The organism is Curtobacterium pomorum, assembly GCF_044497295.1.
GTDB lineage: Bacteria > Actinomycetota > Actinomycetes > Actinomycetales > Microbacteriaceae > Curtobacterium.
The window spans coordinates 965273-987766 of the sequence record NZ_CP172409.1; the positions used below are offsets into that span (position 1 = coordinate 965273).

The following is a 22494-nucleotide window of genomic DNA, read 5'->3' on the forward strand; positions in this document are numbered from 1 at the left end:
CGGGGACGGCGGACGGGAGGCCCGGTGCGGGTCAGGCGCGCGCGTCCGGTCGCGTGGTGCGCGCCCAGAACCAGGCCCCGATCGCGCCCGCCACGCAGGCCGCGCCGACCGCGCCGAGCAGCACCGGCGACACGTGCGTCCCCGTCGGGCCCGAGTAGACCGCGGCGGTGAGCGCGACCGCGACGACGGCCAGCGCGACGTACCGTCCGCGCGAGGCCGCGAGGAGCGCGCTGCCGGCGGACCCGGCGAACGGCAGCAGCGTCGCGATGACGGCTCCGACCCCGCCCACGCACAGGGTGATGGCGAACTCCGACGTCAGCGCGTGCCAGAAGCCCCCACCGGCGGTCAGGCTGTGCAGCACCCAGCCGGAGGCCGCGAGTGCGAGCAGGGCGACCGTCCGCCAGGTCGCGCTCCGGGCACCCGCGGCGATCGCCGAGCCGAGGCGCAGCGCGCCGGTGTCCAGGTCGGGGCGACCCGACGGCACGAGCACCACCCCGACGATCAGGGCGGGGGAGAGGTCGGCGGCCCGCGTGATGCCGCACGCGATCAGCGCCGCGAGCACCAGCCACGGGGACACCCGGAAGCCCACAGCGCGGTGGTCGGGTCCGGCCGCCCACCGGGTCACGAGCACCACGGCGGCGGTGAGCACCGTGGTCCCGAGCAGCACGGCGATCGCGAGGCGGACGTAGCGGGCCTCGAGCGAGACGCCCACGCCCAGCAGCGTGCAGAGGGCGGCCACGGTCACCGCGATCGTGATCGACACCCACGTCGGCAGGACGTCGTCCGTTCCCGAGCGGTCCGAACGCGAGCGGTTCCGCCCGAGCAGGCCGGCGAAGGGCGACCGGATGCGACCGCGGGCCGCCGCGGCGACGAGGGCGAGGGGTGCAGCGATGAGCAGGAGGAAGCCCGCGGCGACGGCCGTGGCGATGAGCACGGTCCGCCACGAGAACGCGGCCTGGATCGTCGGCACGGTGCGGTCGTAGGCGGTGGCTGCGGTCCAGTCGCCCGCGGGGCCGGACCAGTCGGTGTGGCCGCCGCCGGGGCCCGCCGCTCCGGGGGCGCTGGTGCCGCTCGTCGTGGTGCCGTCGCCGGGTCCGGCCGCCGATCCGGACCCACCGCTGCCGTCGGATCCGCCGCTGCCGTCGTCGCCGCCGCCGCCGTTCCCGTTCGTGCCGGTGCCGGTCCCGGTCCCGTTTCCGTTCTCGTGCCCGCCAGGGGTGCCGGTGTCACCGGGGTCCTGGCCGTCGCCGGGCGTGGTCGTGGTGCCGGTGCCTGTGCCGTTCGTGGGTGCGTCCCCGTCGGTGCCGGGCGTCCCGGTGGGGGTGCCCGACGTCGACCACACTGAGACCCGCACGGCAGTGGACGACCGCGAGTAGTTGCCCGCGGCGTCGTGTTGCGTCGCGGTGAGGTCGTGACCGCCGGAACGGAGCTGCGACCCGGCGGTCGAACAGGACCAGGACCCGTTCGCAGCCACCGCGGCCCGGCAGACCGGTGCTCGGTCGACGTACACGGTCACGTCGGCGCCGGGCTCGCCGGTGCCGCGGACGAGCGTGGCACGCGAACCGACGCGGTCGCCGTCGCCGGGCGCCGTGATCCGCGGAACCGACGGCGCGGTGCGATCGACGGTGACCCGCACCGGGGCCGAGGACGCACTGCGCAGGTCGGAGCGGTAGCCGTGCGCCGTGCTCGCGGTCTGCGACGCGGTGACCGTGACGGTGGCGTCGGACCGCAGGGCGAGCGAGGCCACCCACCGACCGTCCGGTCCGACCGGGGCGCTCTGCTGCGACGACGACCCGGAGACCGACAGGAGCACGGTGGACCCGGGGTAGCCGGTGCCCGACAGTGCGCCGCTGGTCGGGTGGTCGGACGCGACGGTCGGCGGCACGATGACGTCGGACGCCGGAGCGCTCGCGGACGGCTGGGTCGGGATCGTGACGTCACGCACCGTGAAGACCTGCTGGGGGCCCGACCGCACCGTGCCCAGGCAGGCCCACGACCCGTTCGCCTGCACCTGCGCGGAGCACCCGGCCGACCCGGTGGACGCCGGGCCGGTGACGCGGACCACGTGCGCCGGGGTGCCGGTGCCGTGGAACCGGGCGGTGCTGCTCGTGACGTCCCCCGGGTCGGCGATGGTCGGGGCGACGGGTGGTCGCCCGGTGGACGCGGGCGGGGGCGTCGGGGTGCCCGGGCGGCCGCTGCTCGGCGGGCCCACGAGCTCGCCCGGCTGCGGGGTCGCGGTGGTCGCGGCGCTGGTGCGCTCGGTGTCCGCGGCGCCGGCGACGGCGAACGCGGGGGCGGCTGCCGCTGCCAACAGCGCCGCGGCGAGGACCGCCGTGGCCGAGGCGAGTGCGACGAACCGGGTACGACGACGAGGGCCGTCGCCCCCGACGGCCCGGTCGTCCACGTTGTCCCCGCGCGTGCTCACCGAGTCCATCCCACGTGATGGGGGCCGCCGGGTCAATACACCTCGCGGATGATGTCGGGCATCCGGCCCGGATCGTCCGTCAGTCCGAATGCCCGGTGTGCATGACTCGGGAATCGCCCGTGAACCACGGCGGTCGACGGGAGCACCGCGCACGCGTCGGTAGACTTCACGACGGCCGTTCAGGCCACGCAGCACCGCGGATCCGAACGCGAGAAGGAGCACCCCCACATGGACACCGGACTCGTCACGACGCTGATCGTCGTCGGAGTGGTGGTGGTGATCCTGGTCATCATCGGGATCTACCTCTGGGTGACGTACAACTCCCTCGTCACGCTCAAGGTCCGGGTGGACGAGGCCTGGAGCGACATCTCGGTGCAGCTGAAGCGGCGTGCCGACCTCATCCCGACCATCGTCGACACGGTCAAGGGGTACGCCACCCACGAGAAGGCCGTCTTCGACGACGTCACCAAGGCGCGCTCGGAGACCCTCACGGCCGGAGACGCCGGGACGGCCTCCGCGGCCGAGGGGCACATGCAGAAGGCGCTGAAGAGCGTGTTCGCGGTCGCCGAGGGGTACCCGCAGCTGCAGTCGAGCCAGAACTTCCTGCAGCTGCAGACCGAGCTCGTCGACACCGAGGACAAGATCCAGTCCGCCCGGCGCTTCTACAACGGCGGCGTGCGCGAGCTGAACACGAAGATCCGGGTCTTCCCGAACTCCACGTTCGCCAAGCGGCGGGGCTTCGCCGAGGCGACGTTCTTCGAGACCGCCGAGCCGGCAGCGATCGCCGAGCCGCCGCGCGTCCAGTTCTGACCCCAGTCCCGCAGCTGCCGTGTACAGCGCCATCGCGCGGAACAAGCGCAACACCGTCGTCATCGTCCTGGTCTTCCTGCTGATCATCGGCGCGCTCGGGTTCCTGGGCGGCTACCTGGCCGGGAACGTCTCGATCGGCGTCATCGTCCTCGCGGTCGCCCTGGGCTACGCGGTGCTGCAGTACTTCTTCGCCGCTCGGCAGGCGACCGCCATCGCCGGCGGCATCGAGATCGACCGCACCTCCGAACCGCGGCTCTGGCGGACGGTCGAGAACCTGGCGATCTCGACCGGCATGCCGATGCCCCGGGTCTACGTCATCCAGGACCCGTCGCCGAACGCCTTCGCCACCGGGCGCGATCCCGAGCACGCCGTCGTGGCCGCGACGACCGGGCTGCTGCAGATCATGGACGACCAGGAGCTGCAGGGCGTGATGGCCCACGAGCTCGGCCACGTCAGGAACTACGACATCCGGGTCTCGACGATGGTGTTCGGGCTGGTGGTGGCCGTCGGCCTGATCGCCGACGTGCTCCTGCGCATCTCGATCTTCAGCGGCCTGTCCGGCGGCCGGAACCGCAACTCCGACAACGGTGGCGGCGCGAACCCCGTGCTGCTCATCGCCGGCATCGTGGCCGTCGTCGTCGCGCCGATCGCCGCAGCGGGTGTGCAGGCCGCCGTGTCCCGGCAGCGCGAGTACCTCGCCGACGCCACCGGTGCGATGACGACCCGCCATCCAGAAGGTCTCGCACGGGCGCTCGAGAAGCTCGGCGCGTACGGTCGCCCGATGCAGACGCAGAACTCGTCGATGGCCCACCTGTGGATCGCCGACCCGATGCGCCCCGGTGTGATGGACCGGCTGTTCTCCACACACCCGCCGCTGCCGGACCGCATCGCGCGGTTGCGGGCGAACGCCGACCGCTTCTGACGCCGGTCAGGCCTCCGCTGCGTCGAGTTGCTCGGCGGGTTCCGGAGGATCGGCGTCGTCCACGGCCTCGTGGGGGACCAGCGAGAGGCCGAGCGCGCCGGCGACGGCCGCCGCGGCCGTGCCCCGATCGGTGACCTCGATGGCGTCGAGTCCCTGCCACGCGGCGGTGCGTCGGAGGGTCTCGGCCAGCCGCTCGGCATCGAGGTGCTCGCCGGGTTCCTGCCACGCGGTCCGGACCCGAAGCACGCCCCGCTGCCGGTCGCTCTTCAGGTCGACCCGGCCGACGAGCCGGTCGTCCTGCAGCACGGGGAGCACGTAGTACCCGAAGACCCGCTTCGGCGCCGGGGTGTAGATCTCGATCCGGTAGTGGAACCCGTACATGCGCTCCGCCCGGCGGCGGAACCACACGACCGGGTCGAACGGGCTGAGCACGGCGTCGGCGGTGAGCTGTCGGGGCACCCGGGCGTCGGGGTGGAGCCAGGCCCGCTCGCCCCAGCCCTCGACCCGCACGGGCTGGAGCTCGCCGGCGGCGGTCAGCTCCGCGATGGCGGCCGCGGTGTCGTCCGACCGCAGCCGGTAGTAGTCGGCGATGTCCGCGCGGGTGCCGACGCCGAGGGCGCGGGTGGCGTGCCGCACGAGGTCGAGGACGGCGTGGGCGCGCGGTGGCGCCGTCTCGAGGAAGCCGGCCGGCAGGACCTGCTCGGGCAGGGCGTACACGCGCTCGAACCCCGACCGCCCGGCGCTCACGGTCTCGCCCCAGCGGAACATCTGCTCGAGCCCGGTCTTCACGTCGCTCCAGCCCCACCACGGTCCACGGCGCACGTTCGACTCGTGCTCGACCGCGCTGGCACGCATCGGCCCCTCGGCACGCAGCAGCGCGTGCAGCTCGCGTCGGACCGCGGCGGTGCGGGTGACGCCGTCGATCCGGGTCGGGCCGGCGTCGCGCTGCCGCAGGGCGTCCATCCGCCAGCGGAACAGCCGCAGGTCGTCGCGCGGGATGAGGGCGGCCTCGTGCGCCCAGTACTCGGTGTACGGGCCGGACCGACCGAGGGTCAGCCGGTCGAGCGTGGACCGGTCGTACGCCCCCAGGCGTGCGAAGAGCGGCAGGTAGTGGCTGCGTTCGAACACGTTCACGGAGTCGATCTGCAGCAGCCCGAGGCGGGCGAAGGCGGCGTTCACCGCGCGCGTCGAGACGTCCGTCGCCGGCGGCCGACCGAACCCCTGCGCGGCGAGGGCGACGCGGCGGGCTTCGGCGGCGGAGAGCGAGGACCTGACCATGCGCCGACGCTACCGAACCCTGCCGACAGCACGGCGTCGGAACGTATGCCGTATCTGGAACGCGACGCCGAGCGCATCGCTAGGATCGGCCCATGGCCTGGGGCAAGAAGACACCGCACACCGATCCCGTCGTCGTCGATGACGCGGTGCCGCCCGGCATGCGGATCGCCGGTGCGTGGTCGTGGCGCATCCTCGTCGTGGTGGGCGTCGTCGCGGTGGTCATCTACCTGGTGACGCTCTTCAGCGAGATCCTCATCCCGTTCCTCATCGGCATCGTGGTCGCCGCGCTCCTGGTCCCGCTGTCGAACTGGATGCAGCGACACCACGTGCCGAAGTGGGTCGCCGTCATCGTCAGCCTGGTCGGGGGACTCGCCGCCGTCGGGGCGCTCATCTGGCTCGTCGTCGACCAGATCGCCGCCGCGTACCCGTCGCTCCGCGACCGCACGCTGTCGCAGTACGACAACATCCGCGACTTCGTGCTCGGGTCCGGGCTCGGCATCAGCCAGAAGGACCTGAACTCCTACCTCAACCAGGCGACCGACTGGCTGCAGAGCAACTCCGGCTCGATCCTGTCCGGGGTGGCCAGCGCCGGGTCGTCGCTGACGCACATCCTCACCGGGTTGTTCATCGTCATCTTCACGGTGATCTTCCTGCTCATCGACGGCAAGAACGTCTGGCGCTGGACGGTCCGGCTCTTCCCGAAGAACGCCCGCAGCGCGATCGACGGCGCGGGTGTCGCGGGGTGGACGACGCTGACGAGCTTCATCCGGGTGCAGATCTTCGTCGCGTTCGTCGACGCCGTCGGCATCGGCATCGGCGCCGCGATCCTGCAGCTGCCGCTCGTCGTGCCGATCGCCGTGTTCGTCTTCCTCGGGTCGTTCATCCCGGTCGTCGGTGCGATCGTCACCGGGTTCCTGGCGGTCTTCGTCGCCCTGGTGTTCAACGGCTGGGTGGCCGCGGTCTGGATGCTCGTCGTCATCCTCATCGTGCAGCAGGTCGAGGGGCACATCCTGCAGCCGCTCGTCATGGGCAGCGCCGTCAAGGTGCACCCGCTCGCCGTCGTCCTCGGGGTCACCGCGGCCTCGGGCCTGGCGGGCATCGCGGGCGCGTTCTTCGCCGTCCCGCTCATCGCGACCGTGAACTCGATGGTCACGACGATCTCGAGCGGCCGCTGGAAGACGATGGACTCCGACCACGTGCGCGAGGCCAAGCAGGAGGCGCACGACGAGAACGTCCGGACCAAGCGCCGGCGCAAGATCCTCAAGCTGCGGGAGCGCCGTGGCGACGTCCCGAAGCCCGGCACCGACGAGCAGCCGACCGCGGTCAAGGGAACGGCGGGCTGACGCTGCACGATCCCTCGTGTCACGGGTTCGCCGCAGACGCCCGGAACGACGATGATGGGGGAGTGACCGACACCAGCGCCTCCCAGCACACGCTCGCCGCGATCCCCACCCTGGCGGACATCGAGACGGCACGGGAGACCATCTCGGGCGTCGCGCGCGTCACCCCGATGGAGACCTCGCAGTTCCTGGCCGAACTGCTCGGGTCGCCCGTGCACCTGAAGTGCGAGAACCTGCAGCGCACCGGTGCGTACAAGGTCCGCGGCGCGTACAACCGCCTGTCGACCCTGTCCGCGGAACAGCGCGCCAAGGGCGTCGTCGCCGCCAGCGCCGGCAACCACGCCCAGGGCGTCGCCCTCGCCGCACGCGAGCTCGGCATCCCGGCGACGATCTTCACCCCGGTCGGCGTCGCGCTGCCGAAGCTGCAGGCCACGCGCCACTACGGTGCCGAGGTCGTGCTGCGCGGCCACTCGGTGGAGGAAGCGCTGAGCGCCGCCAAGGACTTCGCCGCGCACACCGGAGCGGTCTTCATCCCGCCGTTCGACCACCCGGCCGTCATCGCCGGTCAGGGCACCCTCGGTCTCGAGATCATCGACCAGGTGCCCGACGTCGACACCGTCGTCGTGCCGATCGGCGGTGGCGGTGTGATCTCCGGCATCGCCCTCGCGGTCAAGGGCATGGCCGAGCGGCTCGGGCGCCCGATCAAGGTCATCGGAGTGCAAGCCGAGAACGCCGCCGCCTACCCATCGTCGATCCGCGCCGGCGAACCCGTCACCATCACGACGAAGCCGACCATCTCCGACGGCATCGCGGTCGCCCGCCCCGGTGACCTGAACTTCCCGATCATCCGCGACCTGGTCGACGACATCGTCACGGTCTCCGACGACGACACCGCCCGAGCCCTGCTCGTGCTGCTCGAGCGCGCCAAGCTCGTGGTCGAGGCCGCCGGCGCCGTCGGCGTCGCCGCCATCATGTCGGGTGCCGTCCGCGACACCGGGCGCACCGTCGTGCTGCTGAGCGGCGGCAACATCGACCCGCTCATGATGGAGCGCGTGATCACCCGCGGTCTGGTCGCCGCATCACGGTACATCGGCATCCGCATCATGCTGCCGGACCGCCCGGGCCAGCTCGCCCGGGTCGCGCAGGTGATCTCGGACGCCGGTGCGAACGTGGTCGAGGTCCTGCACACCCGCCACGGACAGGGCCTGGTCATCAACGAGGTCGCCCTCGACCTGTCGATCGAGGCCCGCGGCCCCGAACACGCGCAGGAGGTCATCCAGCGCCTCCACGAGGTCGGCTTCCGCCCCGAGCTCCTCGAGCACTAGCCCCGCGCCGACGGGCGGTGCGACAACGTCGACGTCGTGCGACATCGAGGACGTCGTTCCTGCGCGCGTGCAACTGTTGCGGCCGCTGGGGAGCGACAGCCTCGCTGTCGTACGACGTCGGTGGTGTCGTTCCGAGTCGGCGCGGGCCGTGGACGCGACCGGCGGACAGACGGGAGGCCCGTGGCGGTGTCGCCACGGGCCTCCCGTCTGCAGAGGGCCGGGCCTACGGCTCGTAGCGCTCGATCTTGACGACCTCGACCGCGATCTCCTTGCCGTTCGGCGCCGTGTAGGTGGCCTTGTCGCCGGCCTTCAGGCCGACGATCGCAGCGCCGACGGGGCTGACCGGGCTGTAGACCGTCAGGTCGGAGCCCTCGGCGACGATCTCGCGGCTGCCGACCAGGAAGGTCGACTCGTCGCCCGCGATGACGGCGGTGACGACCGTGCCGGGCTCGACCGTGCCGTCGAAGACGGCTTCGCTGACGGTGGCGTGCTTGAGGAGGTTCGTGAGGACGCGGATGCGCGCCTCGATCTTGCCCTGCTCGTCCTTGGCGGCGTGGTAGCCGCCGTTCTCCTTGAGGTCGCCCTCTTCGCGAGCGGCCTCGATGCGGCGCGCGATCTCGGCACGGCCCTCGCCGCTCAGCTCGTCGAGCTCCGCCTGGAGACGGTCGTGCGCCTCCTGGGTCAGCCAGGTGACCTGCGTGTCGTTGCTCATCTTCTGTCCCTTCGACCATGAAAAAACGAGACCGGCCGAGTGGTCGGTCTCGAGAGGCGAATCAGGTCAGTCTAGGGAATCCAGCAGTCGTGGATCAAGCCGGTGACGCCACGGGTCGTCGTCGTCACCTCGGTGCTGATGCTGCGCGTGCGCTGCTCGGACGGGGCGAGGGTGATCTCCTTCCAGCCCACGATCGAGTAGCTCTTGTCGAGGACCTGGACGGCGCACTTCGCGCGGACCCCCGGGTCGACGGAGACCTGCGAGTGCACGACCGTGCTGTGCTGGGAGAGGACCTCGTACCCCACGACGTCGTCGGTCAGGCCGCGGTCGGACTGGTCCAGACCCGCCCAGATCACCCAGGCGGCGAAGACCACGACGACGGCGATCGCGGCGGTGATCGCGACGGCCTTGCTGCGGCGCGCGCGGGCCGGGGTGCGGCCGTAGCGGTCGTCGAGGGTGGCGGCGTGGTGCTGTTCGGACAGTTCGGGGCTCCCGGGGTGATTATCCTGATCCCAGGGTAGTTCACGCGTCGCTGTGCACTTCCCGTTCCCGCTCGCCCACGCTCACCACACGTGAGGAAGTCCTGTGCCGTACCGCTTGCTGGCCGTCCACGCCCACCCCGACGACGAGTCGAGCAAGGGGGCGGCGACCGCGGCGAAGTACGTGGCCGAGGGGCACGAGGTGCTCGTCGTGTCCTGTACGGGCGGTGAGGCCGGCGACATCCTGAACGACCAGCTCGGTGAGCCGGCGACCAGCCGTGCGCACCGCGACATGGCCGGGTACCGCCGCACCGAGATGGCCGCCGCGCAGGCAGCCCTCGGCATCGACCACCTGTGGCTCGGCTACCACGACTCCGGTCTGCCCGACGCCGACAAGGGTGAGACCGTCCGACCCGGCACCTTCTCGACCGTGCCGCTCGAGTACAGCACCGAGGCGCTCGTCCGGGTCATCCGACGCTTCCGCCCGCACGTGCTCGTCACCTACGACGAGAACGGCGGCTACCCGCACCCCGACCACATCCGCACGCACGAGGTGTCCGTCGCCGCCTGGACCGCCGCGGCGGACCCCGCTGCGTACCCCGGCGCCGGCGAACCGTGGTCGATCGCGAAGCTCTACTACGAGCGCACGATGAACCCGCGACGCTTCAGCACCATCTTCGAGGCGCTGCAGGAGCGCGACCCGGACAGCCCCGCGATCGAACAGCTGCGCGAGTGGGTCGAGCGGTTCGCCGACCGACCCGACCTCGCCACCACGCACGTCGACGTGCACGAGTACTTCGACCACCGCGACGCCGCGCTCCGTGCCCACGCCAGCCAGGTGGCGCCGGACAGCGCGTTCTTCTACTGGCCGAACGACCTCCTGGCCACGGTGTGGCCGACCGAGGACTACCAGCTCGTGGAGGCCCGCGTGCCGACCGAGCTCCCGGAGACCGACCTGTTCGCCGGGATCCCAGCCGACAAGGAACCGACCCCGTGAGCTCCATCGCGGCGGCACTCGCCGCCACCCCCAGTCCCAGCCCCAGCGTCGTGCCGGACGTGAACGTCACCCCGGGTGTCGTCGGCTTCATCGCCATCGCGCTCGTGGCCGTCGCGACGATCGTCCTGGTCGTCGACATGACCCGACGCATCCGGCGGACGCGCTACCGGTCGGAGATCCGCGAGCGTCTCGAGGCGGAAGCGAACGGCACCGCGGTCGACGGTCCGGCGACGGACGAGTCGGAGCGGCGTGCGGCCGAGGACGGCCGCGCCGACGTCGGGGACGACACCGAGCGCGGTTGACGCGCTAGCGCACCCGCCGGAACCGGGCGTTCCTGGTCGAATCGGGCGTACCTGGTCGGAAGTTCCGGGTGAGTACGCCCGGAACGATCAGGCATCGCACCCGTTCTGGGAAGGAACGTGCGACGGACGGTCAGCGCACCGGGTCCAGGGCGACGATGAGCACGCCGACCCACTGCGCGCCGAAGGCCACCACCGTCAGGGCGTGGAACACCTCGTGGAAGCCGAACTGGGTGGGGACCGGGTTCGGCCGCTTGAAGCCGTAGACGAGCGCCCCGATGATGTAGGCGACGCCACCGGACAGCACGAGCACCGTCATCGGCACGCTCGCCGCGAAGAACTGCGGCAGCAGCCCGAGCGCCGCGCACCCGAGCACCAGGTAGATCGGCACGTACAGCCACCGCGGCGCGTTGATCCAGAGCACCCGGAAGGCGATCCCGAGCGCCGCCCCGGACCACATCACCCAGAGCACGACCACCATCAGGGTGTGCGGCAGGGCGCAGATCGCGATCGGCGTGTAGGTGCCGGCGATGAGCAGCAGGATGTTCGTGTGGTCGATGCGCTTGAGCACCGCCTTGACGGTCGGCCCCCACGGGAACCGGTGGTACGTCGCGGAGACCCCGAACATGGCCAGCGACGTCGCCATGAACACCGCACTGCCGACCTTCGCCGCGGTGCTGTCGGCGAGGGCGATGAGGACGATGCCCATCGCGACGGCGAACGGGAACGCTCCGAGGTGGATCCAGCCGCGCCAGGCGGGGCGGGTGTCCTCCGTGGTCGTCGCGGCTTCTTCGGTGAACGGGACGTGGGGGAGGGTGGCGGTCTCGTGCTCGTCCTGCATGGTGCGACTGTAAGCCCCGCGCCCGAACGGATGCCACGAGTTCCGGGGGAGCCGCACTCGGGACGCTCCGACCGACGGTGCACTACGCTCGGTGCGTGACCGGCAGGGTGGGATGGGCAGGACGAGGGATCCTCTACCGCGCCTACCAGAGCCGCATCCGCCGCCAGATCGAGGGCAGCGCGAAGCCCAAGCACGTCGCCATGATCGTCGACGGCAACCGTCGGTGGGCGAAGCAGCTCGGGCTCGAGTCCGCCGCACACGGCCACCGCGCCGGCGCCGCGAAGATCCCCGAGTTCCTGACCTGGTGCGACGAGCTCGGCATCGAGGTCGTGACGCTGTACCTGCTCTCCGCCGACAACCTGACCGGGCGTGCCGGAGCGGAACTCAGCGAGCTCGTCGGGATCATCGGCGACCTGGCCGGGGTCCTGGCCGACACCACGGACTGGCGCGTCCAGCACGTCGGGTCGAACGAAGGCCTGCCCGACTCGCTCGTGTCCGCGCTCGCCCAGGCCGAGGAGCGCACCGCCGGCCGCACCGGCCTCCACATCAACCTGGCCGTCGGGTACGGCGGACGCCGTGAGATCGCCGACGCCATGCGGAGCATCGTGGAATCGCACGGCGCGGGCGGCGGCACGATCGACACCCTGGCCGAGGTCCTGACCCCCGAGCTCATCGGCGACCACCTGTACACCCAGGGCCAGCCCGACCCCGACCTGGTGATCCGGACCTCGGGCGAGCAGCGGTTGTCCGACTTCATGCTGTGGCAGAGCGCACACAGCGAGTTCTACTTCGTCGAGGCGCTCTACCCCGACCTGCGCGAGGTCGACTTCCTGCGCGCCGTCCGCGACTTCGGCCTCCGCTCGCGACGCTTCGGCGGCTGACCGACGGACGTCGCCCAAGCTGCTGACGCGCTGGCCACGTCCCGCGTCGGTTCGGCCCCGGCAGCCCCGTCCCAGTAGGCTCACAGGGTTCCACCCCGTGAAAGGTGCACCACCTGTGAACATCGACGAGTACGCCGCCGGCTTCTCCGAAGACCCCGGCTACCTCGACCACGCCGCGTTCGGCCCCGTGCAGACCGCCGTGCTCGAGGAGCAGCGCGTGCTCGGCACGATCCAGGAGCACATGCGCTTCGGCGCCATGGAGACGCTCGACGAGCAGGACGCCCGCGTCCGCACCGTCGCCGCCCGGCTGGTCGGTCGCCGCGAGGACCAGGTCGTCTCGCAGACCGCCACCACCCCCGGCCTGCTGCACACCGCCTTCGGCCTGACCGGCGGGGTGTTGGTGTCGGCGGACGAGTACCCGTCGCTGCCGCTCGCGCTGGCGAGCGCCGCATCGGCGACCGGCGGCCGGGTCCAGCCCGTCGTCATCGAGTCCGGTGTCGGGTGGATGACCCCGTCGCTCATCCAGGAGCGCCTGACCGACGACGTGACGGCCGTGGCGGTCTCGTTGGTCGACTGGCGCACCGGCTACCTGGCCGACCTCGCCGGCATCCGCGAGGTCATCGGCGACCGCCTGCTGATCCTCGACGCGATCCAGGGCTTCGGAGTCGTCGACGCCCCGTACGAGATCGCGGACGTCGTCGCGACGGGCGGCCAGAAGTGGCTGCACGCCGGCTGGGGCACGGGCTTCACCGCGTTCAGCGACCGCGCCCTGAACCGCCTGCGTCCGGCGCTGTCCGGTCCGCACGGCACCACCGGCTGGCCCGTCGACGTCCCCGCCGTGCGCCCCGGTGCAGCCGGGTACCAGATGACCCGCATCGACCCGATCGCGCAGGCCCGCCTGGCGGTGTCGCTGGACCGGCTGACCGCCGTCGGTGTCGCCGCCGTGCAGGAGCGCGTCACCGAGCGCGTCGAGCGCGTGTTCGCGATCGCGGACGAGTTCGGGCTCGAGGTCGAGTCCAGTCGCGACCCGCGCGAGCGCGCCGGCATCGTCGTGCTACGGCCGGCCGAGGGGCGCCTGACGGCGCTGTCCGCCGCGCTGCACAACCACGGTGTCACGGCGACCACGCGGCTCGGCGTCGCGCGGGTGTCGGTGTTCGCGTCGACCACCGACGAGACGCTCGACATGTTCCGGGACGCCTGCGTCTCGTACGCCACGCTGCAGTAGCAGAGTTCCGCCAGAGCGACAGATCTCCGCGAACGGTTCGCGGAGATCTGTCGCTTTCGCGGGTGTGGACGTGCAGAACGCCGCGTTGTTCACGTGACCGTAACGCCGGGGACCGCGTGTCGCTGGCGGGGTGTCGGAGGCCGGACGTACGTTGTCCCCATCGGGCACCGCGCCCGATCGAAGCGGCCACAGTCGGTGCTTCGGGACCCGCTCCACGGCCGCGTTCGAGGACATGGACCGGGCTGCTCGCGGCCCGGGGATGGAGTGGTCGTGACCTCTCAGAACGTCTCTCGCGGAACCCAGCACCAGCCCACCGCGAACTCGTCCACGTCGGTCGCCCAGCGCACGTACGTGCTCGACACATCGGTGCTCCTCAGCGATCCGCGGGCGTTGTTCCGCTTCGCCGAGCACGCGGTGGTCCTGCCCGTGGTGGTCGTCAGCGAACTCGAGTCGAAGCGGAACGACCCGGAGATCGGGTACTTCGCACGGCAGGCCCTGCGGCTGCTCGACGAGATGCGCATCGAACACGAACGGCTCGACTTCCCGATCGCGCTCGGTGACGGCGGTTCGTTCCGCGTCGAGCTGAACCACTCCAACCAGTCCGTCCTGCCGTCCGGGCTGCAGCTCGGCGACAACGACTCCCGCATCCTCGCCGTCGCCTCGAACCTGCAGAACGACGGGCTCGACGTCGTCGTCGTCTCGAAGGACCTGCCCCTGCGCGTCAAGGCATCCTCGATCGGCATGGCGGCGGAGGAGTACCGCGCCGAGCTCGCGGTGGACTCCGGCTACACCGGCATCGCCGACCTGCAGGTGTCCGGCGAGCAGATGGCCGACCTGTACGAGAAGGAGGAGATCCGCTCCGTCCAGCTCGACGGCGTGCCGGTCAACACCGGCGTCGTCATCCACTCCGAGCGCGGGTCGGCCCTCGGCCGCGTGCACGCGGCCGGTTCCGTGGCGCTGGTGCGCGGCGACCGCGAGGTGTTCGGGCTGCGCGGCCGGTCCGCCGAGCAGCGGCTCGCGATCGACGCGCTGCTCGACTCCGAGATCGGCATCGTGTCCCTGGGCGGCAGTGCGGGCACCGGCAAGTCGGCGCTGGCCCTGTGCGCCGGGCTCGAAGCGGTGCTCGAACGGCAGCAGCACAAGAAGATCATGGTGTTCCGGCCGCTGTACGCCGTTGGTGGTCAGGACCTCGGCTTCCTGCCCGGTGACGCCGGCGAGAAGATGAACCCGTGGGCGCAGGCGGTCTACGACACCCTCGGTTCGGTGGTGTCCGACAACGTGCTCGACGAGGTCGTCGAACGCGGGCTGATCGAGGTGCTGCCGCTCACGCACATCCGCGGTCGGTCCCTGCACGACGCGTTCGTGATCGTCGACGAGGCCCAGTCGCTCGAACGGAACGTCCTGCTGACGATGCTCTCCCGCATCGGGCAGAACTCCCGCGTGGTGCTCACCCACGACGTCGCGCAGCGCGACAACCTGCGGGTCGGCCGCCACGACGGCATCGCGAGCGTCATCGAGCGGCTCAAGGGCCACCCCCTGTTCGCCCACGTCACGCTGACCCGGTCGGAGCGGTCCGCGATCGCCGCCCTCGTGACGGACCTGCTGGACTCGCCCGACCTGGTGTAGCGCCCGGCAAACCCCTCGTGAAAGCGACAGATCTCCGCGGACGGTTCGCGGAGATCTGTCGCTTCGGCGGAGGGGTCAGCGCGGAGGGGTCAGCGCGGAGGCGTCAGCGCTGAGGCGGAGGGGTCAGTTCGGGTGGGTCATGGACAGGACGTCCAGTGCCGCGTCGAGCTGCTCCTCGGTGACCTCGCCACGCTCGACGTGGCCGAGCGCCACGACCGCCTGCCGGACGGTGATGCCCTCGGCGACGGCGTACTTTGCCACCTTCGCGGCGGCCTCGTAGCCGATGACCCGGTTGAGCGGGGTGACGATGGACGGCGAGGACTCGGCGAAGGCCCGGGCACGCTCGAGGTTCGCCTGCAGGCCGTCGATGGTCTTGTCGGCCAGCACCCGCGAGCTGTTCGCCAGCAGTCGGATCGACTCGAGCAGGGCCGTACCCATCACGGGGATCGCGACGTTGAGCTCGAACGAACCGGACGCACCCGCCCAGGCGATGGTGGCGTCGTTGCCGATGACCCGAGCGCCGACCATCAGGGTCGCCTCGGGGATGACCGGGTTGACCTTGCCGGGCATGATCGACGAGCCCGGCTGCAGGTCGGGGATGTGGAGTTCGCCGAGCCCCGTGTTCGGGCCGGAGCCCATCCAGCGCAGGTCGTTGTTGATCTTCGTCAGGCTGACCGCGAGCACCTTGAGCGCCCCGGAGGCCTCGACCAGGGCATCGCGCGCACCCTGGGCCTCGAAGTGGTCGACGGCCTCGGTGATCGGTAGGTCGGTGTCCGCCGCGAGCTGGGCGATGACCCGCTGCGGGAAGCCCTTCGGGGTGTTGATGCCGGTGCCGACGGCGGTGCCGCCGAGCGGGACCTCGGCGACGCGGGGCAGCGTCGCGGTCACCCGCTCGATGCCCAGGCGGATCTGGCGCGCGTAGCCGCCGAACTCCTGCCCGAGGGTGACCGGGGTGGCGTCCATCAGGTGCGTGCGGCCCGACTTCACGGCGTCGGCCCACAGCGTCGCCTTGGCCTCGAGCGATTCGGCGAGGTGCTCGAGCGACGGCACGAGCGTGCGGAGCAGGGCCTCGGTCACGGCGACGTGCACCGAGGTCGGGAACACGTCGTTCGAAGACTGCGAGGCGTTGACGTGGTCGTTCGGGTGCACCGCGGTGCCGCCGATCTCCGACGCCAGGGTTGCCAGGACCTCGTTCATGTTCATGTTCGACGACGTGCCGCTGCCGGTCTGGTAGACGTCGACGGGGAACTGGTCGTGGTGCTGCCCACCGATGACCAGGTCCGCCGCGCCAGCGATGGCGTCGGCGACAGCGGGCTCGACGATGCCGAGTTCGCCGTTGACGAGCGCCGCCGCGCGCTTGATGCGTGCGAGCGCGATGATCTGCGCCGACTCGAGCCCGGTGCCCGAGATGGGGAAGTTCTCGACCGCACGCTGGGTCTGGGCGCGGTACAGGGCCGACTTCGGCACCCGCACCTCGCCCATGGTGTCGTGCTCGATGCGGAACTCGGTCTCGGTGGTGTCGGTCACGTCGTCGTGGTCCTTCCTGGGGTGCTCGCCGGACGCGGTCGCGTCGGGGGACTGCGCCGGCGCACGAGGTCTCCGTGGGTCACGGAACCGGCGCCGGGCGTCGCGTTCGACTGTACCGGTGCGTCGGGTGTGGGGACGTGCGGGTGCGGCGCCGAGGGGGCGTCAGGCGTTGCCGACGACCGTGTCGATGGTGACCTCGCCCGTGCCGAGGTCGTAGGTCGCGCCGACCACGGCCAGCCGGCCCTCGGCGATCGCGTCGGAGACCGCACCGGAGCGCTCGAGCACCTGGCGCAGCGTGGCTTCGAGGTGGGCGGCGCCGATCGCCTCCTGCGGGAGCTCGGCGTCGGTGGCGCGGACCTTCTCGACGCTGGGGGCGATCGCGTCCACCAGGGCCTGCAGGTGCGGCGCGGGGACCGGCTCACCCGAGCGGGCGGCGGCGACGGCACCGCACCGGGTGTGGCGCAGGACGACGACGAGCGGGGTGCCGAGCGCGACGACCGCGAACTCGATCGAGCCGAGCACGACGTCGTCGACGATCTGCCCGGCGTTGCGGATGGCGAAGAGGTCGCCGATGCCCGCGTCGAACACGTGCTCGAACGGCACGCGTGAGTCGGAGCAGCCGAGGACGGTCGCGAACGGCGACTGCGAGCCCTGGAGCTCGGTGCGACGGTCGGGGTCCGTGCGGCCCATGCGGCGCTTGTCGGCGGCGAAGCGGGCGTTGCCGTCGACGAGCAGGCGCAGGGCGTCGGACGGGGTGGAGGCGGCGCGGTCGGGCATGGGGCTCCTCGGATCGGGTCGGGCGGTGTCGGGTTGCGGGGGTGTCCGGCGGTGCGGCGTCCGGCGGTCGTTACCGGGCGAACTGCTCGGCGACGGCCTTGGCCACGGTGCGGTACGACGAGTCGTCGGCGGTGCCGGAGAGCACGACGGTGTTCGCGCTGAACGTCGACACGAGCGAGTACGCGTGGTTGCCGGCGTCGGAGCCTTCGTCCCGTCGGTCGTAGACGGTCCACTTCGTGCCGTCGATCACGCGGGTGCCGGTGGACGGGCGCTGGTCGAGCTGGTTCGACACCCACGAGCCGTTGGCGTCGATGCCCTGCTGCAGGCTGAGGTACTGCTTGTCCGGCGTCACGAACCCGACGGTCCAGACGTCGACGTCGTCCGAGGCCTTGTCGGAGAAGTCGGCGCGGTTCGACGTGAAGCCGCTCGGCAGGTCCGGGGCGGCCAGGGTGATGTCCCCGACGTGGGCGTCGGCTGCGATCTGCTGGTAGTCGACGGTGCGGTCGACCGTGGTGTCCGGCCGCACGACCACGGCGACGAGGAACAGGACGATGCCGAGCGACGCGATGAGCGCGATCACGAGGTTGAAGGCAGTCTGGTGCTGGCGGCGAGCGGTCCGTGCGGCGTCCTTGCGCGCCCAGGTCTCCTCCGCCGTCTCGGGGCGACCGAGCTCGGCGACGATCGGACGACCGTTCGCGTCGGTCATCGGGCGGAGCCGTCCTCGGCGCTGCTGGCCGCGCGCGCCGCGTCGAGCCGTGCACGGGCGCCCACGAGCCACTCTTCGCAGCGCGCGGCGAGGGCCTCGCCGCGCTCCCAGAGCGACAGCGAGCGCTCGAGGGTCGCGGAGCCCTGTTCGAGCTCGCTCACGACGCGCACGAGTTCGTCGCGGGCGGCTTCGTAGCTCAGCGACTGGACGTCGGTCTGCTCGGGTTCCTGCTGGGATGGCACGACCCGATCCTACCGAGCGTCCACCGACGCACGGTCCCGCCCGCTGCGCCTGGGGAGAACACCGGCCGGTAGGGTCGCGCCATGGTTGATCTCCCCGAGGGCGTGGACTGGTACCCGGCACCGGAAGCAGGATCCGGAGCGGAGCGCGGCGGACGGGCAGGCCGCCCCGCGCTCGCGGTCGTCCTGCCCGGTGGCGGGTACGGCATGCACGCTCCGCACGAGGGGGAGGGGTACGCCCGCTGGCTCAACGGGATCGGCATCGACGCGGTCGTGTTCGCGTACCCGCTCGCCCCGCACCGTCACCCGGACGCCGTGGTGGCGACCCGCGCGCTCGTCCGCGACCTGCGTGCCGGACGCTGGGCGGGCCTCCCGTCCGATCCGCGGATCGTCGTGATCGGGTCGTCGGCGGGCGGGCACCTGGCGGCCCTCGTGTCGAACGCACCGACGCCGGCGGAGCGCGCCGTGTCGGACGTCGACGACCGACCCGACCTGACGGTGCTCTGCTACCCGGTGACGTCGATGACGGACCACCCGCACGTCGGCAGCACCGACAACCTGCTCGGACCGGGCGCGAGCGTCCGCGAGCGGTCCGCGGTGGACGCGGACCTGCTCGTCGACGACCGGACCCCGCCGACGTTCCTGTGGCACACGGCCGAGGACGAGCACGTGCCCGTGACGCACTCGCTGTCCTACGCACACGCGCTGGCGCGACGCGGGGTGCCCTTCGAGCTGCACGTGTTCGAGCGCGGTGTGCACGGCATCGGGCTGGCCGAAGGGCTCGGGCCGGCCGAGGCGTGGAGCACGCTGGCGACGACCTGGCTGCGCGACCGCGGGTGGTGAGCAGACCGTCGGTGACCCCGACGCGTCAGGCGGCCGACCCCGACCCCGACCCCGAGCCGTCCGGACCCGGCCCGTCCGGCTCGAGCGTCCCGGTCGCCGTCCCCGCGCCGAGCGTGACGTGCACCGGCGTCTGCCCGGACAGGTCGTCGGACGACCGCACCACGCCGCCGTCGGCCCGCTGCACGATCGCGTAGCCACGACGCAGGGTGTCCCGCGGCGAGAGCGCCCGGAGCCTGGCGGTCAGGTGCCCGACCTCGGAGTGTCCCCGCTCGAGCCGGCGGTCGAGCAGTTCCCGCGACCGGGAGAGGTCGCGGGCGACTTCCTCCGCACGGGTGTCGACGAGCCACGCGGTGGACGCGAGCGCGGGCCGCGAGCGGAGTGCCGCGATCCGGTCGGCCTCGACCGCGAGGGTCTGCGACAACCGCAGGCCGATGCGGGCGCGGGCCTGCCGGACGTTCGCGAGCTCTTCCGCGACGTCCGGCACGACGCGCTTGGCGGCGTCGGTCGGGGTGGAGGCTCGGAGGTCCGCGACCTCGTCGAGGATCGGACGGTCGGCCTCGTGCCCGATGGCCGACACGATCGGGGTGCTCGCCGCTGCTGCTGCGCGGACGAGCCCTTCGTCGCTGAAGCCGAGCAGGTTCTGGAAGTCGCCGCCGCCGCGGGCGATGATGATGACGTCCACCGTCGGGTCGGCGTCGAGCTCGAGGATCGCCGCCGTGACCTCGCCGACGGTGCGCTCACCCTGCACCGCGGTGTGGACGGTGCGGAACTCGACCTGCGGCCACCGGAGCTGCGCGTTGCGTTTGACGTCCTTCTCGGCGTCGGAGTCCTTGCCCGTGATCAGGCCGATGCGGTGCGGCAGGAACGGCAGGCGCTTCTTGCGTGCGGGGTCGAACAGGCCCTCTTCGCCCAGGGTGCGGCGCAGGCGTTCGAGTCGTTCGAGCAGGTCACCGAGGCCGACGTGCTTCATCTCGACGACCTGCATGGTCAGCGAGCCGCCCTTGACCCAGTAGTTCGGCTTGACGGCCGCGACGACCCGGTCGCCCTGCTTGATGTCCGCCGGCACCCGGGAGCGCACGCTCGACCAGATCGAGAACGACACCGTGGCGTCGACCTCGACGTCCTTGAGCTTGCCGTACACGTTGCCGCCGGCGACGTTCCACTGCGTGATCTCGCCCTCGATCCACGCGGTACCGAGCCGGTCGATCCAGTCGCGGAGCTTCGCGCCCAGGAGTGCGACCGGCCACGGGTTGTCGGCCGTCGGCGGGCCTTGTTCGATCGCCATGTCGCTCCTTCTCGTGCGGGACGTCCATCGTGCCCGACACCGGTGACAGCGGGCGAGCGGCGGGATCTCCACGGATGGTGCCCGCGCCCAGGTCGCGCGCGTCCCGCTCACCTATCATCGGGGACGTGACGATCACCAACGGCCACACGGTCCCGCTCGCCCCGCCGCGTGTGCACGCGGCGCGTGGGCGCCTGCGGGACGAGCCGGTCGCCGGTCCGAAGAAGGTGCTGCTCGCAGCCCCGCGCGGGTACTGCGCCGGGGTCGACCGGGCGGTCGTGGCGGTCGAGAAGGCGCTCGAGCAGTACGGCGAGCCCGTCTACGTCCGCAAGCAGATCGTCCACAACGTCCACGTCGTGTCGACCCTCGAGCAGCGCGGGGCGGTGTTCGTCGACGACGTCGCCGAGGTCCCGCGCGGGTCACACGTCGTCTTCAGCGCCCACGGCGTCTCACCGGCCGTCGTGGCAGGGGCTGCCGAACGCGACCTGCACGCCATCGACGCCACCTGCCCCCTGGTCACCAAGGTCCACCGCGAGGCCACCCGCTTCGCCAAGGCCGAGCGCACCATCATCCTGATCGGGCACACCGGCCACGAAGAGGTCGAGGGCACCATGGGCCACGCCCCCGACCGCACGATCCTGGTCAACGGACCGGACGACGTCGCTGCGCTCGACGTCCCCGACCCCGACAACCTGGTCTGGCTGTCGCAGACCACGCTGAGCGTCGACGAGACGATGGAGACCGTCCGCCTGCTGCGCGAGAAGTACCCCACGATCGCGAACCCGCCGTCGGACGACATCTGCTACGCCACCCAGAACCGCCAGGTCGCGATCAAGAAGGTCGCACCGGGCACCGACCTGGTGATCGTGGTCGGCTCCGCCAACTCGTCGAACAGCGTCCGCCTGGTCGAGGTCGCGTTGGAGCACGGCGCGAAGGCCGCGCACCGCGTCGACTACGCGGAGGAGATCCGCCAGGAGTGGCTGGACGGCGTCGCCACCGTCGGCGTCACCAGCGGCGCCTCGGTCCCCGAAGAGCTCGTCGCCGAAGTCCTCGAACAGCTCGCCGACGCCGGGTACGGCGCCGTGGAAGAAGTCGTGACCGCACACGAAGACCTGATGTTCTCGCTCCCCAAGGAGCTCCGCACCGACGCGTCGGGCAACCCGACGCGCGCGCTCGGCGGGCGTCGGGCATGAGCGGCGCGGACGGCTGGGGCTCGGTGCCGCGACGCGAGCCGGGTCACGTCGACGACACGGCGGCAGCCGGCCAGGAGGCCCGGGGCACGTCCCCGACGACGGCCGACGGTGCCACGAGCGGCCGGGTCCACGGCCGACCCGCCCCCGCCTACGGCGAGTACGCGCCCGAGGGGTGGGTCAACCCGGTCCTGGTCGAACGGGAACGACAGGAGCGCGAGCAGCAGGAGCGCGACCGCCGCCAGCAGGCAGCGAGCCAGGCCGGGCGGGACGGCGCGACCGCGTACCGGTCCGGTGCCGGCGCGCCGACCGGCACCGTGCCTCCGGGCCGACCCGGCGCAGTCGACGACCCTACCCCGGGCGGGCCGCAGCGTTCGGTGGCGACGAGTCGGTTCGGCCGCACCCCCGCCGACTTCGTCCTGACGGTCGGGCTGCTCGCCTTCGGGCTCATCTCCGTCGTGCAGTCGCTCGCCGTGACCAACGTCGCTTCGACGGTCCGGCGGACCCTCGAGACGCAGTACACGGCGCTGAACGACCCGAGCGCGCTGAGCGGTGCCGCCGTCATCGGCGCGATCACGAACGTCGTGGTGTTCGCGCTCGTGGCGTGGTGGTCGATCCGCCGGCTCCGGGCACGGAAGCGCACGTTCTGGGTGCCGATCGTCGGCGCGGTCGTCGCCACGTTCGTGAGCACCATCGCGTTCGTCGTCGTGGTGTTCCAGGACCCGCAGTTCGTCGAGTTCATGATGCGCCAGACCGGCGCCTGACCGCAG

At 71.9% G+C, this 22494-nt stretch carries 22 protein-coding genes; 12 read left to right on the forward strand and 10 right to left on the reverse strand.

Annotated features, from left to right (window positions below):
• Positions 1 to 31: 31 nt before the first annotated feature.
• On the reverse strand, positions 32 to 2425 hold the full coding sequence (locus tag ACGH48_RS04665) for an Ig-like domain-containing protein (RefSeq protein WP_396290367.1): 2394 nt from the start codon (positions 2423 to 2425) through the stop codon (positions 32 to 34).
• A gap of 228 nt (positions 2426 to 2653) precedes the next feature.
• Here ACGH48_RS04665 and ACGH48_RS04670 point away from each other — a divergent pair, with 228 nt between their 5' ends.
• Together ACGH48_RS04670 and ACGH48_RS04675 are read left to right on the forward strand one after the other, a co-directional pair.
• Positions 2654 to 3235, forward strand: coding sequence for a LemA family protein (locus ACGH48_RS04670; RefSeq protein WP_111084820.1), 582 nt, complete (start codon positions 2654 to 2656; stop codon positions 3233 to 3235).
• Positions 3236 to 3254: 19 nt separating this feature from the next.
• Complete coding sequence (locus ACGH48_RS04675) at positions 3255 to 4157, forward strand: M48 family metalloprotease (RefSeq protein WP_111084819.1); 903 nt, start codon at positions 3255 to 3257, stop codon at positions 4155 to 4157.
• 6 nt (positions 4158 to 4163) lie between these two features.
• Here the strand turns inward: ACGH48_RS04675 and ACGH48_RS04680 are convergent, their stop codons facing one another.
• A complete protein-coding gene (locus ACGH48_RS04680) occupies positions 4164 to 5435 on the reverse strand; it encodes a winged helix-turn-helix domain-containing protein (RefSeq protein ID WP_396290368.1) in 1272 nt (423 codons plus the stop codon).
• A gap of 92 nt (positions 5436 to 5527) precedes the next feature.
• On the opposite strand from ACGH48_RS04680, the gene ACGH48_RS04685 reads away from it, so the two are divergent.
• Both ACGH48_RS04685 and ilvA read left to right on the forward strand, forming a co-directional pair.
• Positions 5528 to 6778 carry an AI-2E family transporter gene (locus ACGH48_RS04685; RefSeq protein WP_396290369.1) on the forward strand — a complete coding sequence of 417 codons (1251 nt, stop codon included), beginning with the start codon at positions 5528 to 5530 and terminating at the stop codon, positions 6776 to 6778.
• Positions 6779 to 6840: 62 nt separating this feature from the next.
• Positions 6841 to 8100 (forward strand): threonine ammonia-lyase, encoded by a 1260-nt coding sequence (gene ilvA / locus ACGH48_RS04690; protein ID WP_123313273.1) that lies wholly within the window; start codon positions 6841 to 6843, stop codon positions 8098 to 8100.
• Positions 8101 to 8323: 223 nt separating this feature from the next.
• Here ilvA and greA read toward each other — a convergent pair whose 3' ends face one another.
• On the reverse strand, positions 8324 to 8812 hold the full coding sequence (gene greA / locus ACGH48_RS04695; RefSeq protein ID WP_111084815.1) for a transcription elongation factor GreA: 489 nt from the start codon (positions 8810 to 8812) through the stop codon (positions 8324 to 8326).
• Positions 8813 to 8883: 71 nt separating this feature from the next.
• The gene (locus tag ACGH48_RS04700; protein ID WP_396291165.1) at positions 8884 to 9294 is read right to left on the reverse strand and encodes a DUF4307 domain-containing protein; all 411 of its coding nucleotides are present in this window, start codon (positions 9292 to 9294) and stop codon (positions 8884 to 8886) included.
• Positions 9295 to 9397: 103 nt separating this feature from the next.
• On the opposite strand from ACGH48_RS04700, the gene mca reads away from it, so the two are divergent.
• Both mca and ACGH48_RS04710 read left to right on the forward strand, forming a co-directional pair.
• Positions 9398 to 10288 carry a mycothiol conjugate amidase Mca gene (mca, locus tag ACGH48_RS04705; RefSeq protein WP_222659880.1) on the forward strand — a complete coding sequence of 297 codons (891 nt, stop codon included), beginning with the start codon at positions 9398 to 9400 and terminating at the stop codon, positions 10286 to 10288.
• A complete protein-coding gene (locus ACGH48_RS04710; RefSeq protein WP_111084812.1) occupies positions 10285 to 10590 on the forward strand; it encodes a hypothetical protein in 306 nt (101 codons plus the stop codon). The genes mca and ACGH48_RS04710 overlap by 4 nt, the downstream gene beginning before the upstream one ends.
• Positions 10591 to 10720: 130 nt before the next feature.
• Here ACGH48_RS04710 and ACGH48_RS04715 read toward each other — a convergent pair whose 3' ends face one another.
• Positions 10721 to 11428 (reverse strand): hemolysin III family protein, encoded by a 708-nt coding sequence (locus tag ACGH48_RS04715; protein ID WP_123313276.1) that lies wholly within the window; start codon positions 11426 to 11428, stop codon positions 10721 to 10723.
• Positions 11429 to 11523: 95 nt separating this feature from the next.
• Here ACGH48_RS04715 and ACGH48_RS04720 point away from each other — a divergent pair, with 95 nt between their 5' ends.
• The 3 genes from ACGH48_RS04720 to ACGH48_RS04730 all read left to right on the forward strand — a co-directional run bounded on the left by ACGH48_RS04720 (position 11524) and on the right by ACGH48_RS04730 (position 15160).
• Entirely contained in the window at positions 11524 to 12309 is a 786-nt protein-coding gene (locus ACGH48_RS04720; RefSeq protein WP_173170760.1) for an isoprenyl transferase, read from the forward strand.
• Between the two features lie 115 nt (positions 12310 to 12424).
• The gene (locus ACGH48_RS04725; RefSeq protein ID WP_396290371.1) at positions 12425 to 13534 is read left to right on the forward strand and encodes an aminotransferase class V-fold PLP-dependent enzyme; all 1110 of its coding nucleotides are present in this window, start codon (positions 12425 to 12427) and stop codon (positions 13532 to 13534) included.
• A 264-nt stretch (positions 13535 to 13798) separates the two neighbouring features.
• Positions 13799 to 15160 carry a PhoH family protein gene (locus ACGH48_RS04730; RefSeq protein WP_396290372.1) on the forward strand — a complete coding sequence of 454 codons (1362 nt, stop codon included), beginning with the start codon at positions 13799 to 13801 and terminating at the stop codon, positions 15158 to 15160.
• Positions 15161 to 15283: 123 nt separating this feature from the next.
• On the opposite strand, the gene ACGH48_RS04735 is transcribed toward ACGH48_RS04730, so the two are convergent.
• The 4 genes from ACGH48_RS04735 to ACGH48_RS04750 form a co-directional block, all read right to left on the reverse strand.
• A complete protein-coding gene (locus ACGH48_RS04735; RefSeq protein ID WP_123313278.1) occupies positions 15284 to 16687 on the reverse strand; it encodes an aspartate ammonia-lyase in 1404 nt (467 codons plus the stop codon).
• A 162-nt stretch (positions 16688 to 16849) separates the two neighbouring features.
• The gene (locus ACGH48_RS04740) at positions 16850 to 17464 is read right to left on the reverse strand and encodes a carbonic anhydrase (protein ID WP_123313279.1); all 615 of its coding nucleotides are present in this window, start codon (positions 17462 to 17464) and stop codon (positions 16850 to 16852) included.
• 70 nt (positions 17465 to 17534) lie between these two features.
• A complete protein-coding gene (locus ACGH48_RS04745) occupies positions 17535 to 18170 on the reverse strand; it encodes a DUF4245 domain-containing protein (RefSeq protein ID WP_396290373.1) in 636 nt (211 codons plus the stop codon).
• Entirely contained in the window at positions 18167 to 18412 is a 246-nt protein-coding gene (locus ACGH48_RS04750) for an exodeoxyribonuclease VII small subunit (protein ID WP_111084805.1), read from the reverse strand. The genes ACGH48_RS04745 and ACGH48_RS04750 overlap by 4 nt, the downstream gene beginning before the upstream one ends.
• An 81-nt stretch (positions 18413 to 18493) precedes the next feature.
• Between ACGH48_RS04750 and ACGH48_RS04755 the strand changes: the two genes are divergently transcribed.
• Positions 18494 to 19252: an alpha/beta hydrolase gene (locus tag ACGH48_RS04755; protein ID WP_396290374.1), complete on the forward strand. Its 759-nt coding sequence runs from the start codon at positions 18494 to 18496 to the stop codon at positions 19250 to 19252.
• 25 nt (positions 19253 to 19277) lie between these two features.
• Here ACGH48_RS04755 and xseA read toward each other — a convergent pair whose 3' ends face one another.
• Entirely contained in the window at positions 19278 to 20537 is a 1260-nt protein-coding gene (gene xseA / locus ACGH48_RS04760; protein WP_123313282.1) for an exodeoxyribonuclease VII large subunit, read from the reverse strand.
• 125 nt (positions 20538 to 20662) lie between these two features.
• Here xseA and ACGH48_RS04765 point away from each other — a divergent pair, with 125 nt between their 5' ends.
• On the forward strand, positions 20663 to 21727 hold the full coding sequence (locus ACGH48_RS04765; RefSeq protein WP_260233085.1) for a 4-hydroxy-3-methylbut-2-enyl diphosphate reductase: 1065 nt from the start codon (positions 20663 to 20665) through the stop codon (positions 21725 to 21727).
• Entirely contained in the window at positions 21724 to 22488 is a 765-nt protein-coding gene (locus ACGH48_RS04770; RefSeq protein ID WP_396290375.1) for a DUF6264 family protein, read from the forward strand. The genes ACGH48_RS04765 and ACGH48_RS04770 overlap by 4 nt, the downstream gene beginning before the upstream one ends.
• The last annotated feature ends 6 nt before the right edge of the window (positions 22489 to 22494 follow it).

Coding starts and splice junctions, on each gene's coding strand:
- ACGH48_RS04755 (WP_396290374.1), top strand. CDS start 18,494: ATGGTTGATCTCCCCGAGGGCGTGGACTGGTACCCGGCACCGGAAGCA.
- greA (WP_111084815.1), bottom strand. CDS start 8,812: ATGAGCAACGACACGCAGGTCACCTGGCTGACCCAGGAGGCGCACGAC.
- ACGH48_RS04745 (WP_396290373.1), bottom strand. CDS start 18,170: ATGACCGACGCGAACGGTCGTCCGATCGTCGCCGAGCTCGGTCGCCCC.
- ACGH48_RS04740 (WP_123313279.1), bottom strand. CDS start 17,464: ATGCCCGACCGCGCCGCCTCCACCCCGTCCGACGCCCTGCGCCTGCTC.
- ACGH48_RS04770 (WP_396290375.1), top strand. CDS start 21,724: ATGAGCGGCGCGGACGGCTGGGGCTCGGTGCCGCGACGCGAGCCGGGT.
- ACGH48_RS04685 (WP_396290369.1), top strand. CDS start 5,528: ATGGCCTGGGGCAAGAAGACACCGCACACCGATCCCGTCGTCGTCGAT.
- ACGH48_RS04670 (WP_111084820.1), top strand. CDS start 2,654: ATGGACACCGGACTCGTCACGACGCTGATCGTCGTCGGAGTGGTGGTG.
- ACGH48_RS04680 (WP_396290368.1), bottom strand. CDS start 5,435: ATGGTCAGGTCCTCGCTCTCCGCCGCCGAAGCCCGCCGCGTCGCCCTC.
- ACGH48_RS04715 (WP_123313276.1), bottom strand. CDS start 11,428: ATGCAGGACGAGCACGAGACCGCCACCCTCCCCCACGTCCCGTTCACC.
- xseA (WP_123313282.1), bottom strand. CDS start 20,537: ATGGCGATCGAACAAGGCCCGCCGACGGCCGACAACCCGTGGCCGGTC.